The organism is Serratia sp. 2880STDY5682894 (genome assembly GCF_001537385.1).
Lineage (GTDB): Bacteria > Pseudomonadota > Gammaproteobacteria > Enterobacterales > Enterobacteriaceae > Serratia > Serratia nevei.
On record NZ_FCJA01000005.1, the window covers coordinates 130,289 to 144,109 of the forward strand.

11 protein-coding genes are annotated in these 13,821 nt (G+C 61.2%); 4 read left to right on the forward strand and 7 right to left on the reverse strand.

What is annotated here, in order from left to right:
* Positions 1–4 precede the first annotated feature (4 nt).
* From brnQ to AWX27_RS13260, 3 genes are all read right to left on the reverse strand, one after another.
* Positions 5–1,327, reverse strand: a complete 1,323-nt coding sequence (gene brnQ, locus AWX27_RS13250) for a branched-chain amino acid transport system II carrier protein (protein WP_060422720.1) — start codon at positions 1,325–1,327, stop codon at positions 5–7.
* Positions 1,328–1,539: 212 nt separating this feature from the next.
* Positions 1,540–2,421 carry a 2OG-Fe dioxygenase family protein gene (locus AWX27_RS13255; protein WP_038871106.1) on the reverse strand — a complete coding sequence of 294 codons (882 nt, stop codon included), beginning with the start codon at positions 2,419–2,421 and terminating at the stop codon, positions 1,540–1,542.
* Between the two features lie 30 nt (positions 2,422–2,451).
* Positions 2,452–2,784: a tRNA-binding protein gene (locus tag AWX27_RS13260; protein WP_048234649.1), complete on the reverse strand. Its 333-nt coding sequence runs from the start codon at positions 2,782–2,784 to the stop codon at positions 2,452–2,454.
* Between the two features lie 292 nt (positions 2,785–3,076).
* On the opposite strand from AWX27_RS13260, the gene AWX27_RS13265 reads away from it, so the two are divergent.
* The 4 genes from AWX27_RS13265 to AWX27_RS13280 all read left to right on the forward strand — a co-directional run bounded on the left by AWX27_RS13265 (position 3,077) and on the right by AWX27_RS13280 (position 8,163).
* Entirely contained in the window at positions 3,077–3,994 is a 918-nt protein-coding gene (locus AWX27_RS13265) for a DMT family transporter (protein ID WP_060422725.1), read from the forward strand.
* 169 nt (positions 3,995–4,163) lie between these two features.
* On the forward strand, positions 4,164–5,252 hold the full coding sequence (locus tag AWX27_RS13270) for an ABC transporter substrate-binding protein (RefSeq protein WP_060423111.1): 1,089 nt from the start codon (positions 4,164–4,166) through the stop codon (positions 5,250–5,252).
* Positions 5,253–5,330: 78 nt separating this feature from the next.
* Entirely contained in the window at positions 5,331–7,100 is a 1,770-nt protein-coding gene (locus AWX27_RS13275) for an ABC transporter permease (protein WP_060422728.1), read from the forward strand.
* Positions 7,093–8,163: an ABC transporter ATP-binding protein gene (locus AWX27_RS13280; RefSeq protein WP_060422732.1), complete on the forward strand. Its 1,071-nt coding sequence runs from the start codon at positions 7,093–7,095 to the stop codon at positions 8,161–8,163. Before AWX27_RS13275 ends, AWX27_RS13280 begins: the two co-directional genes overlap by 8 nt.
* A 30-nt stretch (positions 8,164–8,193) precedes the next feature.
* On the opposite strand, the gene AWX27_RS13285 is transcribed toward AWX27_RS13280, so the two are convergent.
* The 4 genes from AWX27_RS13285 to AWX27_RS13300 are packed head-to-tail and all read right to left on the reverse strand — an operon-like array spanning position 8,194 to position 13,470.
* Positions 8,194–9,159, reverse strand: coding sequence for a PDR/VanB family oxidoreductase (locus AWX27_RS13285; RefSeq protein WP_060422736.1), 966 nt, complete (start codon positions 9,157–9,159; stop codon positions 8,194–8,196).
* A gap of 41 nt (positions 9,160–9,200) precedes the next feature.
* Positions 9,201–10,649 (reverse strand): NAD-dependent succinate-semialdehyde dehydrogenase, encoded by a 1,449-nt coding sequence (locus tag AWX27_RS13290; protein ID WP_060422739.1) that lies wholly within the window; start codon positions 10,647–10,649, stop codon positions 9,201–9,203.
* Between the two features lie 47 nt (positions 10,650–10,696).
* Positions 10,697–11,821: an aromatic ring-hydroxylating oxygenase subunit alpha gene (locus AWX27_RS13295; protein ID WP_019455611.1), complete on the reverse strand. Its 1,125-nt coding sequence runs from the start codon at positions 11,819–11,821 to the stop codon at positions 10,697–10,699.
* A gap of 26 nt (positions 11,822–11,847) precedes the next feature.
* Positions 11,848–13,470, reverse strand: a complete 1,623-nt coding sequence (locus AWX27_RS13300; protein WP_060422742.1) for a BCCT family transporter — start codon at positions 13,468–13,470, stop codon at positions 11,848–11,850.
* Between the last annotated feature and the right edge of the window lie 351 nt (positions 13,471–13,821).

The window sequence follows — 13,821 nt, forward strand, 5'->3', positions numbered from 1 at the left end:
GCGCTTACGACGCGACGTTGGCGCTTTCGACGCTGCGCAACCGGTCATAAGCCGCCGCCAGCAACAGCACCAGCAGCGTAGGCTGTAGCCAGACCAGCCCCTGTTCGGCCAGCGGCAGCTTATCGAACCAGGCGGGCAGCAGGCCGCTGAAGCTGGAGGCTTTCAGGCCGTCGGCGAGGCCAAACACCAGGCTGGTGGCGATCACCGGCGCGAAGACGCGCTTGGCGCTGCGCCAGCGGTTCTGGCTGAAGCTGAGCAACACCAGCGCGATGCAGGGCGGATAGATCGCCGTCAGCACCGGTAGCGAGACGCGGATCAGGTTGGCCAGCCCCATGTTGGAGACCAGCATGGCGAAGAGGGCGAGGATAACCACCAGCGTGCGGTAAGAGAGCGGCAGGTAGCGAGAGAAGAAGTCCGCGCAGGCGCAGGTCATGCCGACCGCCGTCACCAGGCAGGCGATGAACATCAGCACTGCCATAAAGATGCTGCCCAGATCGCCGAAGGTGTGTTGCACATAAGCGTGCAGGATTGCCGCGCCATCCTGAGCGCCACTCTCGACCAGGCTGCCGCTGCCGGCGCCGAGTTTGAACATGCAGATATAGACCAGCGTCAGGCCGACGCCGGCGATCAGGCTGGCCCACAGGGTGTAGCGCAGCAGCAGGCCGCTGTCGCTGACGCCACGCGAGCGGGCGGCGGTGACGATAATCGAGCCGAACATCAGCGCCGACAGCGTGTCCATGGTTTGATAACCCTGCACGAAGCCGGTGGAAAACGCCGATGCCTGATAGCTGCCGACGGCGGAGACCGGTTCACCGGCGGGCCAAACCAGGGCGGCGATGCCGAGCGCGGCCAGCGCCAGGATTTTCAGCGGCGCCAGAATATGGCCGACGTTATCGAGCAACCGGCCGGGATACAGCGAGACGATCATCGCCAGGGTAAAGAACAGCAGGCTGTAGATGAACTGCGGCAGGGCGCCGTCGCCGGTGAAGGGCGCGATGCCGAGGGCGAAAGAGACATTGGCGGTTCGCGGCGTGGCGAACAGCGGGCCGAGCGCCAGATAGCAGACGGTCGCCAACAGCAGGCCGGCGGTGCGGCCGATGGGGCCGGTCAGCAGGCTGATGCTGCCGCCGACGCGCGCCAGCGCGATCACGGCGATCACCGGCAAGGCGACGGCGGTCACCATAAACCCGAGGGCGGCCGGCCACAGATGTTCGCCGGACTGCAGCCCCACCAGCGGGGGGAAAATGATGTTGCCGGCGCCGACAAACAGGGCGAAGGTCATAAAGCCCAGGGCGATAATGTCTTTCGGGGATAAATTCTTGGTCATAACGGTATGGCACTGCCTGTATTCATGAAATAAACGGCCTGCTGCGGAATGGATAACTGCAGAGGGCAGGCGCAGAGGGCAGCGAGCGCCCGCAAAATTTTCGTCTGGCAGGATATAATAATTCGGCGACAAAAACCTGATTAATCCAGCGCTGTTTATCCTGGCGTGAACCGGCCGCACAGAGGGATCATGGCGGCCGGCCCGGCTGCGCGTTAGCTCGCGCGCGCCACCATGTCTATCGACAGCGGGATTTCGATATGCGGTTTGAAAGAGTCATACGCGAAAGAGACGTGGCCGTCTTCGACCGGTTTGCGGGTGAAAAAGATCAGCATATCGCGGGTCGAATGCCGGCGTTTGTCCTGCGCTTCCACCGGTGAGAGGCTATGTTTGCGTTCATGATCGACAATCAGCAGGGTATCGAGGAAATGCCGATGCTGTATTTCGCCCAAAATCCATTCTGGCCGGGCCCGATCGAATTTGATCCCGCTGGTTTCGCGCATATCGTGAATAAAGGTCTTGGCGCTGTCGTCGGTCATGTTGTCGCAGCCGAGGAAGGTCGTCATGGTGTGGTCGACGCCGTCGCTGTGCACGCCTTCCAGTGCCGGTTCGCCCAGCATCTGCGGCGTGGTGACGGTGCGCAGGTTGAACACCGTGCAGACGAATTTGTTGATCTCCTGATTAAGCCGGGCGCGCGGCGTCACGCTCACGCCATCGATCACGTAGGCTTTGAATTTCATCAGCGCCTGGAATGCCGTATTCAACTGCAGATCGTCGTTGATGCCGCGGAAGTGGCGCACCTTTCCCGAATCGTAACGGATGAAGTCTTCCTCGACCGAGAGCACGAAAGGTTGGAACTCCAGCCGCTCAATCTGGGCGCGATCGAAGTCGAAACAGAAGCGGCCGTTTCTGGACTTGCGGAAAGGCAGCGTGGGATCGTCCGCCAGATTGCCGCTGACCTGCTGCAGCTTGGCGAAATCTTCCGGCCGCGCGCCCAGCGCCAGCAGGATCGCTTGCATGGTGGCACCGGGGATAAAGGCTGAACGGTGTTCCTGGTACGCCTTTTTAACTTCATCAAGCAGGGATAACTGTCGCATTTCTCGGGGGCCTCACGAATGATGTGGCGATTATAAAATCTTGCTGCCGATCTCCACGTCGAAGTCGGTTTTCAGCAAGACGGTGCCTTGATCCCGGGTGACCGCGGCAAGTACCAGCACTTCGGATTTAAATCCAGCAACCCGCCTGGCGGGGAAATTAACGACGGAGATGACTTTTTTGCCGAGCAGATCATCTTCCTGATAGTTTTCGCATAATTGCGCCGAGCTGTTTTTAATGCCAATTTCTTCGCCGAAATCAATGCGCAGCTTATAGGCGGGCTTTAACGCCTTGTCGTTATATTCCACGGAAATAATTTCGCCAATACGCATATCCAGTTTCATAAAATCAGTGATTTCGGCCATAAGTCAGTCCAGTTAATTAAGTGGCTTCAGGAAGGCTAGCAAAGGGGAATTATTCCGACAACGCCGCCAGGAGGGGAATAGTTATACCGGATGTAGCAATTAATTTACATTGTCGTAACGGGGTGGGATTAATTATAAGCTTGGTGAATTATATAAAATTGAAACGTCATGATTTCCCGCAAGTGTGTTCATTACGCAGGCTTGGGAGGGCGGTGTCGGTGCTGTTAAGCCGGTGTTAAATTGGTTAGTATGTTCCGCATTAACTCATCAGCCGCATTTTTCAGGTAGTGATATGGAAATAACCCAGCGCGAAAAACGCGATCGGCGAAAGGCATTTATCGCGCCGTTTTTCCTGATATTAATTTGGTCGACCGGTTTTATTGCCGCGCGGGCGGTGGCGGATCATGCCGATCCCAACCTTTTCCTGACTTTGCGCTTTTTGATCGCCGCTGCGGTATTCGCCCTGCTGGCGCTGCATTGCGCCTGGCCCAAGGGGCGACAGTTCGTGATGCACCTGCTGACCGGCATGCTGATGAACGGCGTTTATCTCGCCGCAAGCTGGTGGGCGGTGGCGAACGGCCTGGCGGCCGGGGTGATGTCGCTCATTGGCGGATTGCAGCCGCTGTTCACCGCGCTGATTTTCGCGCTGGTGCTGCGTAAGCCGATAGGATTGCGTTCCTGGGCTGGGCTGGCGGTCGGTTTTATCGGTGTTGCGCTGGTGCTCTCCCCTCGGCTGACCGGTATCGACGTCGGCAATATGGCGCTGTTGCCGATTCTGATGGGGTTTGGCAGCATCGTCGCGCTGACGATCGGCATCATGGTGCAGAAGTCTTCGCTGGCGGCGGCCGATCTGCGGGCGGCAGGCGCCATTCAGCACCTCGGCGCCGCGATCGTAACCGGCGTGCTGGCGGCCGTGATGGGCTCCGGCGCCTGGGACAATTCGCCGACGCTGTGGTTCTCGCTGCTGTGGTCGGCCGGCGTGTTGTCGCTGGGCGGCACCGCGCTGTTTATCTGGATGGTGCGCCACGGCGATTTGACTCGCATTACCGCGCTGATGCTGCTGGTGCCGCCGGCGGCGGCACTGCAGGCGTACGTGCTGTTTGGCGAGGCGCTGTCGCTGCTGCAGCTGGCAGGATTTGTGCTGACGCTGCTGGGGGTCGCCATCGTACAGCGAATTCGCCTGCTGCGGCGCTCTCGCCTGGCCGAATAGTCTGCAACAGGAAGTGCCGTAAAGCCCGCGCTGCCGGGTTTTTTTATTGGCTGAAAAATGGCCAACCTCACAAAACCGAAAGATAACAAAGCAACGCCGTTGCCTCGTCACACTTATTAACTATATGTTAATTTTTGGTTTATTAAATGTGATCAGGGGATGGATGATGATGATGAAAAAAATCAGCGCTACCGTAGCTGCAATCACCTTACTGGGCTCCGTTTCCGCCTATGCAGCCTTCCCGGCGGGCTACCCCGCCGACTATCAGAAACGGGTCGACGGCGCGAAGAAAGAAGGCAAGGTGGTGATTTACTCGACCACCGACACCAAGGCGGCGGCGCCGCTGATCCAGGGGTTCGAGGCGTTGTATCCGGGCATTAAGGTGGAATACAACGACATGAACAGTACCGAACTGTATAACCGCTTCATCAGCGAGCAGGCGGCCGGCGGCACCAGCGGCGACGTGGTGTGGAGCTCGTCGATGGACACCATTTTGAAACTGGCGGGCGATTACGCACAGGAATACGCCTCCCCCGAGCAGGCTCAGCTGCCGAAATGGGCGGTATGGCAAGATAAGGTGTATGGCACCACCTATGAGCCGGTGGTGTTTATCTATAACAAACGCCTGATCCCGCAAGGCGATGTGCCGGATTCGCACGCGGCGCTGGCTAAACTGATCGCCGGCCAGACGGACAAATTCAAGAAGAAAGTCACCACGTACGACATCGAAAAATCTGGCGTCGGCTTCATGCTGTCGGTGCAGGACTTCAAGGCCGATCCTAACTACTTCAAAACGCTGGCCGACGTGGCCAAGGGCGGGCTGGCGGTACAATCCTCCACCGGCACCATGATGGAGCGCGTCTCCTCCGGTGAAAACCTGATCGGCTTCAATATCCTCGGTTCGTACGCCGAGGCCCGCGCCAAGAGCGATCCGTCGCTCGGCATCGTCTATCCGAAAGACTATACCCTGGTGCTGTCGCGCGTGAGCTTCATCAGCAAAGAGGCCGGCAACCCTAACGCCGCCAAGCTGTGGTTCGACTACGTGCTGTCGGAAAAAGGGCAAAATATTCTCGCCAATCAGGCGGATATCCCCTCGATCCGCAACGACATCGAAGGCAAGAACGACATTTACGGCATGACCAAGCTGCTGGGCAACGCGCTCAAGCCGATCCCGGTCGACGATAGCCTGCTGGAATACCTGCAGCCGGCCAAACGCCTCGACTACATCAAACAATGGCGCGCCGCTGCGGCGAAATAACAGGGACTGCATTCGGACGCGCGCCTGCCTTAGAGGCGCGCGCCCTTTGGTCGGCGTTTACAACCATAGGGAGCATTTATGCAAGCATGGCGCAGAAAGTGGCAGAGCCTGCCGCGCGGCCTGGTGGTGTTGATAACCGCACTGGTTATCTATGTCCCCCTGTCGTTTATCATCATTCAAAGCTTCCTCTCGGCACCGTTCTTCTCTCCCTCCAAGGTCTTCAGCCTGGAGGCCTTCGAGTTCATCTTTACCGATCCGGATTTCTACAAGGCGCTGAAGAGCGGCTTTATTCTGGCATTCGGGCTGGTGATCATCGCCATCCCGCTCGGCGGCATTTTGGCCTTCCTGATGGTGCGCACCGATCTGCCGGGGCGGCGGATCATCGAGCCGCTGATTCTGGTGCCGATCTTCGTGTCGCCGATGGTGCTGGGCTTCGGCTACGTGGTGGCGGCGGGGCCGGTGGGCTTCTTCTCGCTGTGGGCGGAGGCGCTGCTGGGCTTCGTGCCGTGGAATATCTATTCGATGGCCAGCATCGTGGTGATTGCCGGATTGACGCACGTGCCCCACGCGTATCTGTATATCTCCTCGGCGCTGCGCAGCGTGGGCTCCGACGTTGAAGAAGCGGCGCGCACCGCCGGCGCCACGCCGCTGCAGGTCATGACCGCCGTCAGTCTGCCGATGGTGCGGCCGTCTATCCTGTATGCCGGAGTGCTGCTGTTCTTCCTCGGGCTGGAAGTGTTCGGCCTGATGCTGGTGCTGGGGGATCCGGAGGGCAACCTGGTGCTGGCGACCTACCTTTACCAGTTGACCAACAAGCTGGGTACGCCGTCTTACCACCTGATGGCGGCGGTGGCGGTGGTGCTGATCTGCATCACCATTCCGCTGGTGATGCTGCAGCGCCGGCTGATGCGTACCGCCAACCGTTTCGTCACCGTCAAGGGCAAAGCCTCGCAGGCCCGCGCGCTGCCGCTGGGCAAATGGCGCTGGGTGGCCGGCGCGGTGGTGGTGTTTTGGCTGACCGTCACCATCGGCGTGCCGCTGATCGGCGTGGTGCTGCGCGCCTTTATCTCCAACTGGGGCGTGGGCGTGTCTGTTTGGGACGAGCTGTCGATCAACACCTTCCGCACCATCTGGGCGCAGCCCAACCTGCTGCGCGCCATCGTCAACTCAATGGCGATTGGGGTGATCGGCGGGGCGTTGGCGGTGGCGTGCTACCTGTTTATCGGCATCGCCATGCACCGCAAGCCGGATGGCGCCACGCGCTTCCTCGACTACAGCGTGCTGGTGCCGCGTGCGGTGCCGGGGCTGCTGGCCGGTCTGGCATTCCTGTGGGTGTTTCTGTTCCTGCCGATGTGGCTGGACAAATCGCTCAAGGAGGGTTGGCTGTCGGCGCTGCCGATGGCCGAGTGGCTGCGTGCTAACTGGATCGTCTGGCTGCGTTCGCTGCGCAGCACCATCTTCAGCGTCTGGCTGGCGTATACCGTGGTGTGGATGGCTTACGGCCTGCGGCTGATCTCTTCCACGCTGCTGCAGGTGGGGCCGGAGCTGGAGGAGGCGGCGCGTAGCGCCGGCGCCAGCCGCGGCCAGGTCACTCGCCACGTCACCATTCCGCTGTCGCGCTACGGCCTGATCGGCTCTTGGCTGCTGATGTTCCTGATCTTTGAGCGCGAATATTCTACCGGGGTGTATCTGCTGTCTCCGGGCACGGAAACCATCGGCTCGATGCTGGTTTCCCTGTGGGCCGCGGGCGCTATCGATATCGTCGCCGCGCTGTCGTTCATCAATATCCTGCTGGTGGTGCTGGGGTTGGGGATCGCCTTGCGCTTTGGAGTGAAACTACATGATTGAACTTTCGGTAGAGAATCTGCATTTGACCTATGGCGACAACCCGGTGCTGAAAGGGGTGTCGATGGAGCTGAAACGGGGCGAAGTGGTCTCGCTGCTGGGCCCGTCGGGCAGCGGCAAAACCACGCTGCTGCGGGCGGTGGCCGGGCTGGAGAAACCGAGCCAGGGCCGAATCGTCATCGGCAATAATGCGGTGTACAACGGCAGCGCGCGCAGCGAAATTCCCGCCGAAGAGCGCAACCTGGGGCTGGTGTTTCAGTCCTACGCGCTGTGGCCGCATAAAACGGTGTTTGAGAACGTCGCTTACCCGCTGAAGCTGCGTAAGATCGCCTCGGCGGAAATCACCCAGCGGGTGCAGGCGGTGCTGGATCAGCTCGGGTTGGGGCATCTGGCCAAGCGCCATCCGCACCAGCTTTCCGGCGGCCAGCAGCAGCGCGTGGCGATTGGGCGTGCGCTGGTCTACAACCCGCCGGTGATCCTGCTGGACGAGCCGCTGTCCAACCTTGACGCCAAGCTGCGCGAAGAGGCGCGGGTATTCCTGCGCGAGTTGATCATCAAGCTTGGCCTGTCGGCGCTGATGGTGACCCACGATCAGAACGAGGCGATGGCCATCTCCGATCGCATCCTGCTGCTCAATAACGGCAAAATCGAACAGCAGGGTACGCCGCAGGAGATGTACGGTTCACCCACTACGCTGTTCACCGCTGAGTTCATGGGCAGTAACAACCGCTTGCCGGGCAAGATCGTGGCGCTGGAAGGCGACCGGGCGCGCATCGAAGGCAAGGACTGGGCGCTGTGGGGCAAAGCGGGCGAAGGCGTGCAGGTTGGCCAGGAGGGCTCGGCGGTGATCCGCGTGGAGCGCGTGCGGTTGGGCGAAGATCCGCAGGGCAACCAGCTTGAGCTGCCGCTGTTGACCAGCATGTACCTCGGCGATCGCTGGGAATACCTGTTCCGCACCGTGGCCGAGGATTTCGTGGTGCGCGCCTATGGTCACGAGGCGCGCAGTCAGGCGCTTTGCCGGCTCTCCCTGCCGGCTGAGCATCTGTGGATATTCCCGAAAGCCTAGTCAGGACGCCCGCAGACGCGGGCGCTCCGTTTACAGATCCAGCACCAGCCGGTTGCCTTTGGCGCGCGAGCAGCAGATCAACAGGGTTTGCTGCGCCGCGCGCTCTTCGTCACTGAGATACTGATCGCGGTGATCGGCTTCCCCTTCGACGATGCGGGTTTCGCAGGTGCCGCAAATGCCTTCGCGGCACAGGCATTCGACCTTGGCGGCCTTGCTGTTTTCCAGCGCCTGCAGGATGGTCATGTCTTCCGCCACTTCAAGCTCAATACCTGAGCGGGCCAGCACCAGCGTAAAGGCGCCGCCCGCCGTGTCTTCGGCGGCGAAGGCTTCGCTGTGCAAGCGACCGGAGGCGATGCCCAGTTCGGCGGCGGTCCGGTAAACCGCTTCGTTCAGCGCCGCCGGGCCGCAGACGTAGATATGGGCACCGGGCTCCACGTCGGCCAGCGTGCGCGCCAGATCCAACCGGCCGTTAAGGCTGGAGACATGGCAACTGACGTTGTCGGTGAACGGCGCTTGCGTCAGCTGCTGCTGGAAGGCGTTGTGTTCCTCGCTGTGGAAGCAGTAGTGCAGATGATAGCGTTGCCCGCTGCGCTGCAGCTCGTGCAGATGGGCCATAAACGGCGTGATGCCGATGCCGCCGGCGATCAGCACGTGATGCTGCGCCTCCGGTGCCAGCGCGAACAGGTTATTGGGGGTGCTGATGGTCAGCGTATCGCCGATTGCCAGCCGATCGTGCATGAAGTCGGAACCGCCTTTGGAAGGGGACTCACGGCGCACGGCGATCTGGTAACGGTCGAGCTCGAACGGTGAGCTCAGCAGCGAATAGGCGTTGCTGTAACGCTGCTCGCCGTCCTGCATTTGCACGATGATGTGGCTGCCGCCGCTGAAGGCGGGCAGCGGCCGGCCTTGCGGATCCGCCAGGGTAAAGCGCTTGACCTGTGCGGTGACGGGTTCGATGTCGACGACGCGAACATCAAGCATCTGATAGCTGGTCATTCATTGGCTCCAAAGCGCGGGCGTCCCCGCGCATGAAAAAGTTATACCGCCTGGCACAGGTATTTGAGCTCCAGATAGTCTTCGATGCCGTATTCGGAGCCTTCACGCCCCAGACCCGACTGCTTCACCCCGCCGAACGGGGCTACCTCGTTGGAGATAAGGCCGGTATTGATGCCGACCATGCCGTACTCCAGCCGCTCCGAAACGCGCCAGATGCGCGCCGCATCGCGGGTGTAGAAGTAGGCGGCCAAGCCGTAAATGGTGTCGTTGGCCTGGCGGATCGCCTCGGCTTCGTCATCGAACACCACCAGCGGCGCGACCGGGCCAAAGATCTCTTCTTCCAGCAGCAGCGAGCCAGGCTGCACGTCGCCCAGCACCGTTGGCGTGAAGAAATTGCCGCCCAGCGCGTGCGGCGTGGCGCCGGTCAGCACCTGAGCGCCTTTGCTCAGCGCGTCATCGAGCAGTTCCAGCACCTTGTCGCGCGCCTTGCGGTTGATCAGCGGGCCGATCTGCACGCCGGGTTCGAAGCCGTTGCCGACCTGCAGCGCCGCCACGCGGGCGACAAACTTCTCGGCGAACTGTGGGTAAACGCCGCGCTGCACATAGAACCGATTGACGCAAACGCAGGTCTGCCCGGCGTTGCGGTATTTGGCGATCAGCGCGCCTTCCACCGCGGCATCGATGTCCGCATCGTCAAACACGATGAACGGCGCGTTGCCGCCCAGCTCCAGCGACACTTTCTTGATGGTGTCCGAGCTCTGGCGCATCAGCAGCCTGCCCACCGGCGTGGAGCCGGTAAAGCTCAGCTTGCGCACCTGCGGGTGGCCGGTCAGCTCGGCGCCGATCGCCTGCGAGTTGCCGGTCACCACGTTGAACACCCCGGCGGGAATGCCGGCGCGCTCGGCCAGCTCGGCCATCGCCAGCGCCGAGTAAGGGGTTTCGTTGGCGGGTTTGACCACCAGCGTGCAGCCGGCCGCCAGCGCCGGCGCGGCCTTGCGGGTGATCATCGCCGCCGGGAAGTTCCAGGGCGTGATCGCCGCGCACACGCCGATGCCCTGCTTCAGCACCATCAGGCGTTTATCGCCGCTCGGCGAGGGAATAATGTCGCCATTGGTGCGCTTGGCCTGTTCGGCGAACCATTCGATAAAGGAAGCGGCGTAGCGGATCTCGCCCAGCGACTCCGCCAGCGGCTTGCCTTGCTCCAGCGTCATCAGGCTGGCCAGATCCTGCTGGTGTTCCAGCATCAGTTCGAACCAGCGGCGCAGCAGCTGGGCGCGTTGCTGTGCCGGCAGCGCGCGCCAGCCTTCCAGCGCCTGCTGGGCGGCGTCGATCGCCCGTTGGGTTTCGGCCGTCGCCATGTTGGGCACGCTGCCGATGAGTTGGCCGGTGGCGGGATCGCTCACCGGCAGGGTTTCCTGGTTGTCGGCATCGCGCCATTGCCCGTTGATGTAGGCCTGTTGGCGGAATAGCGCCCGATCGGAAATATTCACAAAGAACCTCACAAGTCAGGGGGAGGGGGCCCGTGGGCCCCGTCGCATCAGGGTTGATAAACCTGCGCCAGCAGGTTGTGGAAGTGGGCGATGCCGTGTTCGCTGACGCCGCTGCCGGCGCCGTCGGCCATGATGCGCCCCTGGCCGCGATAGCCGCGCGATTTGAGGCCTTTTTGCACGCTCTCCACCAGCCGCAAATCTTCCGGGCGGAACACGTCGCGGTACCAGTCGATCAGTTTGAGCTGCTCGTCGCTCAAATCGGCGTTGGTGAAGTAGATGTCGTAGTGCTGCAGGGTGGTTTCTGCATCGACCGGGAATTCATAGATCACCGTCATCATGCCTTCCAGCGGCGGCATGTTGAACATGGTGCACGGCCACAGCCAGATGCCGTGGAAGCTGGCTTCTTTACCCTCTTCAAACTTGAATGACTGCTCGGAAGGGCGGGCGTAGCCGAACTGCAGCGTCCAGTTGCCGTGCAGGGTGTGCCAGTAGCGGTCGACCTGCACCGAGTCGGCGAAGCCGGGGTGCGCCGGGCCGCAGTGGTAGCACTCGAGATAGTTGTCGACGATGTTCTTCCAGTTGGCCGGGGTACGGGTGACGAAGCGCGCCGCCAGCTTGAGATCGTCGACCTGTGGGCAGGCTTCGCGCACTTTGGCGCCGAGGCCCGGCAGCTGGTCTTCCACCGTGCCGGCCTGCGAGTCCAGATTGACGTAAATAAACCCGGCATACTCTTCGACCCGCACCGGCATCAGGTGCGAGTTTTCCTTATCGAAGTTCTGCACGTTTTCGCAGTTGCGCGCGTGTGCCAGTTCGCCGTCCAGCTTGAACGCCCAGGCGTGATAAGGGCAGGTGATGACGTTTTTCGCCCGGCCGTCGCCCGCCAGCAGCTGGTGGCCGCGGTGTGGGCAGACGTTGTAAAAGGCGCGCAGCACTTTGTCGCGGCCACGCACCACCAGAATGTTTTCACCGATGATCTCGCGGGTGATGTAGTCGTTCGGTTCGGCGAGCTCGCTGCGGTGCGCCACGCAAATCCAGCTGGTGGCGAACACCTGCTCTTTTTCGTGCTCGAACGCCGCCTGGTGGGTATAGAACCGGGCCGGAATGGTGTAAGCCTCGCGGGCGTCGGCGCAGAAATCTTTCGGTAAGGTAAATTCAGGGATCAGAGTGCTCATAAGTTAACCTTCCTCTTTTCTTATTGTCATTTCGCCATAGGGCGCGGTTGATACGACGATGGAGCGGAGAGTTCGGCGGCCGGCGGCGCCTCGGGCAGTACCTCGGGCAGCGCCGGCGCGCTGCTTTCGATCAGGTGAGCCGGAATGGCCGCGTAGTCCTGCTTCAGCCAGCGGGCAAAGCCGTAGGTTTTCACCAGCAGCACCAGCAGGAACGGCAGCGCGGTCAGGATCACCGTGGTTTTCATGGTGTCCAGCGAGGCGCCGGTGAACAGGATCGACAGCGGGATCAGGGTGATCACCACGCACCAGAACAGGCGCAGCATCGGGCTGGGATCTTGCCCCTCCTGCAGGTTGCGGGTGCTGGTGGCGGCCATGGTGTAGGCCACCGCGTCCATGTGCGAGGCCAGGAAAATGATCATGATGAACAGATAGGCAGCCAGGAACAGCTTGCCGAGCGGCAGCGCCGTCAGCAGCATCTGCACGGCGGTTTCGCCGCCCTGGGTGCTGAGGATCTCCGGCACGTTGAGCTGCCCGCTGATGAACTGGTGCATGGCGTAGCTTTCCAGCGAGCCGAAGAAGAACCAGCAGCCGAGGGTGCTGCCGAGCAACAGTGCCCAGATCACCTCTTTAATCTTGCGGCCGCGCGAGACGCGGGTGACGAACATCGCCACGCCCGGGGTGTAAGAGATCCACCACAGCCAGTAGAACACCGTCCAGCTGCGGCTGAAGCTGCCGTCGCCCATCGGATCGGTGAACAGACTCATCTGCAGGAAGTTTTGCGCCGTCAGGCCGATGGCGTTGATGGTGTTGTTGATGGTGAACTCGGTGGGGCCGACCAGCAGCACCAACCCGGCGAAGACGAAAGCGCCCCAGCCGACCATTTTGCTCAGGCGCTGCATGCCACCGTCGATGCCGATGTAGGAGCTGAGGCAGAAAATCACCGCCGCCAGCAGGATCACCGTCGCCTGCACCACGAAATTGTCGGGGATGCCGGTCAGCGCCGTCAGCCCGCGAGTAAAGGTGGAAGCCGTCAGCACCAGCGAAATGGTGAGGGCGCCGACGGTGGCGACCAGGAAAATCAGATCCACCATCCGCCCGATCGGGCCGTTGGCGCGCACGCCGGTGATGGCGGAAATGATCCCCGACAGGCTGAGCCCTTTGTTCTTACGCACGTGGAAGTGGTAGGCCATGATCAGCGAGGCGAGGGCATAGGTTGCCCAGGCGCTCAGGCCCCAGTGGAAGAAGGAGTAGCTGATGCTGTATTCCAGCGCCTTCGGGGTGCGCGGCGCGATGTTCAGCCCCGGCGTCTGGTAGTAATACGCCCACTCCATTACCCCCCAATACAGGGTGGACGAGCCGAGGCCGGCGCAGATGAACATGAACAGCCAGGCCAGCGTGGAGTATTGCGGTTTGCCTTCGCCGAGGCGGATGTTGCCGTATTTGCTCAACGCCAGATACAGCACCACCAGCAGGGCGATCAGCACCAGGATTTGAATGGTTGAACCGAACAGCCGGGTGACGCCGTTGAAAATGGTGTTGGCGATAAGCGCGGATTGAGCCGGAAAGAGCATCAGGCAAATGGCGATCAGCGCAATACTGCACAGGCTGATGGCGATGAGCGTGACATCCTTTTTAGGGGTGCTCTGCATGGGAGTGAACTCCTGTTATCGGTGGTGGGCCGGTGCGCGAAGCGTAGGGTGCGCCCGGGCCTTATTGGTTTGAACCCTTTGTTTTGTTACACCGCGAGGAGCAAACGCCCCGGCAAAACGCCGCCGAGAATATTTACTCTTCATTAACATTTTCGAGTGTGCACAAATTACAGGAGGGCCACAATTGGGGCATCTGTAAAAGGATAAAACACAGTATGTAAACAATTTGTTGTGATCTTGGCCGGGGTATTGGCGTGCTTTCTGCGGTGGTTTTCAGCGGATTTGCGGCGGCGATCGAAGCGGAAAAACGGACGTGGCAAAGCAGGGCGCGAAAGGGCGCCCTGCGCAGGA

Excerpts from the sequence above, each read along its gene's own strand:
- AWX27_RS13295 (WP_019455611.1), bottom strand. The coding sequence starts at position 11,821 with ATGAGCACTCTGATCCCTGAATTTACCTTACCGAAAGATTTCTGCGCC.
- AWX27_RS13260 (WP_048234649.1), bottom strand. The coding sequence starts at position 2,784 with ATGGCCGAAATCACTGATTTTATGAAACTGGATATGCGTATTGGCGAA.
- AWX27_RS13255 (WP_038871106.1), bottom strand. The coding sequence starts at position 2,421 with ATGCGACAGTTATCCCTGCTTGATGAAGTTAAAAAGGCGTACCAGGAA.
- AWX27_RS13285 (WP_060422736.1), bottom strand. The coding sequence starts at position 9,159 with ATGACCAGCTATCAGATGCTTGATGTTCGCGTCGTCGACATCGAACCC.
- brnQ (WP_060422720.1), bottom strand. The coding sequence starts at position 1,327 with ATGACCAAGAATTTATCCCCGAAAGACATTATCGCCCTGGGCTTTATG.
- AWX27_RS13275 (WP_060422728.1), top strand. The coding sequence starts at position 5,331 with ATGCAAGCATGGCGCAGAAAGTGGCAGAGCCTGCCGCGCGGCCTGGTG.
- AWX27_RS13280 (WP_060422732.1), top strand. The coding sequence starts at position 7,093 with ATGATTGAACTTTCGGTAGAGAATCTGCATTTGACCTATGGCGACAAC.
- AWX27_RS13300 (WP_060422742.1), bottom strand. The coding sequence starts at position 13,470 with ATGCAGAGCACCCCTAAAAAGGATGTCACGCTCATCGCCATCAGCCTG.
- AWX27_RS13270 (WP_060423111.1), top strand. The coding sequence starts at position 4,164 with ATGATGAAAAAAATCAGCGCTACCGTAGCTGCAATCACCTTACTGGGC.
- AWX27_RS13265 (WP_060422725.1), top strand. The coding sequence starts at position 3,077 with ATGGAAATAACCCAGCGCGAAAAACGCGATCGGCGAAAGGCATTTATC.